The organism is Micromonospora phytophila (assembly GCF_023656545.1).
In the GTDB taxonomy this organism is placed as follows: Bacteria; Actinomycetota; Actinomycetes; order Mycobacteriales; family Micromonosporaceae; genus Micromonospora; species Micromonospora phytophila.
Genome location: NZ_JAMOKF010000486.1, coordinates 1 through 3,043, shown reverse-complemented (window position 1 = coordinate 3,043; position 3,043 = coordinate 1). Strand labels below are relative to the sequence as shown.

General features: G+C 75.1%; 3 protein-coding genes. All 3 read left to right on the top strand.

The annotated features are described in order from the left end of the window. Positions 1 to 291: 291 nt before the first annotated feature. The 3 genes from NCC78_RS30095 to NCC78_RS30085 all read left to right on the top strand — a co-directional run bounded on the left by NCC78_RS30095 (position 292) and on the right by NCC78_RS30085 (position 3,025). On the top strand, positions 292 to 1,194 hold the full coding sequence (locus tag NCC78_RS30095; protein ID WP_250798765.1) for a sulfurtransferase: 903 nt from the start codon (positions 292 to 294) through the stop codon (positions 1,192 to 1,194). A gap of 88 nt (positions 1,195 to 1,282) precedes the next feature. Beyond that, entirely contained in the window at positions 1,283 to 2,446 is a 1,164-nt protein-coding gene (locus NCC78_RS30090) for an FAD-dependent oxidoreductase (protein ID WP_250798764.1), read from the top strand. A gap of 9 nt (positions 2,447 to 2,455) precedes the next feature. Next, positions 2,456 to 3,025, top strand: a complete 570-nt coding sequence (locus NCC78_RS30085) for a VanZ family protein (RefSeq protein ID WP_250798763.1) — start codon at positions 2,456 to 2,458, stop codon at positions 3,023 to 3,025. Positions 3,026 to 3,043 lie beyond the last annotated feature (18 nt).

Here is a 3,043-nt window from a genome sequence, read left to right as displayed (position 1 = left end):
AACGAGGTGGCCGTGCTGGAGAACCCGCGCCCGCCGGCGCTGGTGCCGACCGGCCGCGCCGACCTGGCCGTGTTCGCCGATGACGGCACCTGCCTCGCCACGGTGGTCGCCGGCCGGCTGGTGCACCGCCGCGCCTGACACCGGCCCGCCGGGCGCGTGTCGCGCCGCCGGCGTCATACCGATCCTCTGTGGCCGGCGGCTTCCGGCGCTCTCGCGTGCCGGCCGTCACAACCCTCACCCCGATTTCCGATGGCCGGCCTCAGCGCCGCGATCCGGCGTAACTTGGGGATCATGTCTGTGCCGAACGATCCTGATCCCCGACTCCAGTCGTACGCGGACCCGCAGCGGCTGGTCACCACCGAGTGGCTGGCCGAGCACCTGGGCGACGAGGGCCTCGTCGTCGTCGAGTCCGACGAGGACGTGCTGCTCTACGACACCGGCCACATCCCGGGCGCCGTCAAGGTCGACTGGCACACCGAGCTGAACGACCAGGTCACCCGGGACTACCTGGACGCGAAGAGCTTCGCGGAGCTCTGCGCCGCCAAGGGCATCGGCCGGGGTGACACCGTCGTCTTCTACGGCGACAACTTCAACTGGTGGGCCGCGTATGCCCTCTGGGTCTTCTCGCTCTTCGGCCACGCCGACGTGCGGCTGCTCGACGGCGGCCGGCAGAAGTGGATCGCCGAGGGGCGGGAGCTGACCCGGGACAAGCCGACCCGGCCCCGCGCGGACTACCCGGTGCCGCAGCGCGACGACGCGCCGATCCGGGCGTACCGCGAGCAGGTGATGGCGCACGTCGTGGCGGGACGGCCGCTGGTCGACGTCCGCTCGCCCGGCGAGTACACCGGCGAGATGCTGCACATGCCGGACTACCCGCAGGAGGGCGCGCTGCGCGGCGGGCACATCCCGGGCGCGGTGAGCAAGCCGTGGAAGTCCGCCGCGAACGAGGACGGCACGTTCAAGTCGTCGGACGAGCTGCGCGCCATCTACGCCGACCAGCTCGGGCTCGGCCCGGACGACGACATCGTCGCCTACTGCCGGATCGGCGAGCGTTCCAGCCACACCTGGTTCGTGCTGCGGCACCTGCTCGGGTACCCGCAGGTGCGCAACTACGACGGCTCGTGGACCGAGTGGGGCAACCTGGTCCGGGCCCCCGTCGCCAAGGGCGACCAGCCCGGCGGCCTGGCGAGCTGACCCGTCGGCCGGTCCCCGCGCGGCGGCTGCGGCCCCGCGCGGGGACCGGCCCTGCGGCGGTACGACGCATCGACGGACGGAGCTGACCATGCTGCCCGCGCAGACGGACGTCCTGGTGGTGGGGGCCGGTCCGACGGGGCTCACCGCCGCGCTCACGCTGGCCCGGCGGGGGGTCGAGGCGACCGTGGTCGACCGGCTGGAACGGCCGCCGGTGACCTCCCGGGCGGCGGTCGTGCACGCGTACACCCTGGAGGTGCTGGACCGGATCGGGGCCGGCGCGCCGCTGGTCGCACGAGGGCTGCGGTCGCCGGCGTTCACCGTGCGCGACCGCGACCGGACGCTGCTCACCGTGCCGTTCCACACCCTGCCCTCGCGGCACGGCTACGCGCTGATGGTCTCCCAGTCGGTCACCGAGCAGGTGCTCACCGGCCAGCTCGCCGACCTCGGCGTCCCCGTGCTCCGGCCGTACGCGATGACCGGCCTGACGCACGACGCGGCCGGCGCCGTCGCCACCTTCGCCGACGGCACGACCGTCCGGGCCCGGTACGTCGTCGGCGCGGACGGCATGCGCAGCACCGTGCGGGAGCGGGCCGGGATCGGCTTCTCCGGCCCGGCCGACCGTGCGGAGTCCTTCGTCCTCGCCGACATCCGGGTGGAGAGTGGCCTGCCGCGCGACCGGGTCGCCCTCTTCCTCGCCCGTTCCGGCCCGTTGGTCTGGGCGCCGCTGCCCGACGGGGTGGTGCGGGTGGTCGCCCAGGTGGCCGACGCGCCCGCCGAGCCCGACATGACGCACGTCCAGGCGCTGCTCGACGAGCGTGGGCCGGTCCGCCGTCCCGATCGGGTGCGTGAGGTGCTCTGGGCCTCCCGGTTCCGGGTGCACCAGCGGATCGCCGACACCTTCCGGGCCGGGCCGGTGCTGCTCGCCGGCGACGCCGGCCACGTGCACAGCCCCGCCGGCGGGCAGGGGATGAACCTCGGCATCGTCGACGCGGTCGACCTCGGCGAAACCCTCGCTGAGGTCGTCGAGGGCGCTCCCGACACCCTGCTCGACGGGTACGCCGCCCGGCGCCGCCCGATGGCCGAGGAGGTGGTCTCGTTCGCCGGCCGGTTGACCCGCCTCGGCACCCTGCCGCCGGCCGGCCGACCCGCCCGGAACCTGCTGATCCGGCTGCTCTCCGCCGTGCCACCGGCCCGGCACCGGATCGCCATGCGGCTGTCCGGGCTGAACCACCGCGAGCGACCGCCCCGCTAGGCTGCCCCGATGGGGCAGGTGTGGCACGAGCGCGGTGGCGTCCTGCTCGCCGTGCTGGCCGGGCTGCCGCTGCTGGTCCTGCTCACCGCCGTGCTGGCCCGGCACCGGCGGGACGCCGCGACGCCTGCGGAGTCGTGGCGCCGCAGCGTCGCCGAGGTGGGCGCCGTGGCCGGCACCCTGCCCTGGGTGTGGATGGTCCTCACGCCCCGGCCCGCGCCGCGCGGGGTCGACCTGGTGCCGCTGCACGACCTGGTCGACCTGCTGACCGGGTCGCCGGCCTACGCCGTCATCCAGGTGGTCGGCAACCTGCTGGTCTTCGCCGCGTTCGGCTTCTTCGCCCCGGTACGCCTGGCCGCCCTGGCCGGCGTCGGTCGACTCTTCCTGCTCGGCGCCGCCGGTTCCGTGCTGATCGAGGCGGCGCAGTACGTGCTCGACCTCGGCCGGGTCTCCTCGATCGACGACGTGCTGCTCAACGCGGCGGGGGCGGCCCTGGCCGGACTGCTGTCCCGGCGGTGGTGGGCGGGGCGGCGGCCGGCACCGGCGCGGCCGGCCGCAGCACCCGCCACGCCGCGAGGGTGACCAGCGCGAAGACCCCCG

What these genes read in the sequence shown, in the direction of transcription:
- NCC78_RS30090 (WP_250798764.1), top strand. Translation starts at nt 1,283, where the DNA reads ATGCTGCCCGCGCAGACGGACGTCCTGGTGGTGGGGGCCGGTCCGACG.
- NCC78_RS30085 (WP_250798763.1), top strand. Translation starts at nt 2,456, where the DNA reads ATGGGGCAGGTGTGGCACGAGCGCGGTGGCGTCCTGCTCGCCGTGCTG.
- NCC78_RS30095 (WP_250798765.1), top strand. Translation starts at nt 292, where the DNA reads ATGTCTGTGCCGAACGATCCTGATCCCCGACTCCAGTCGTACGCGGAC.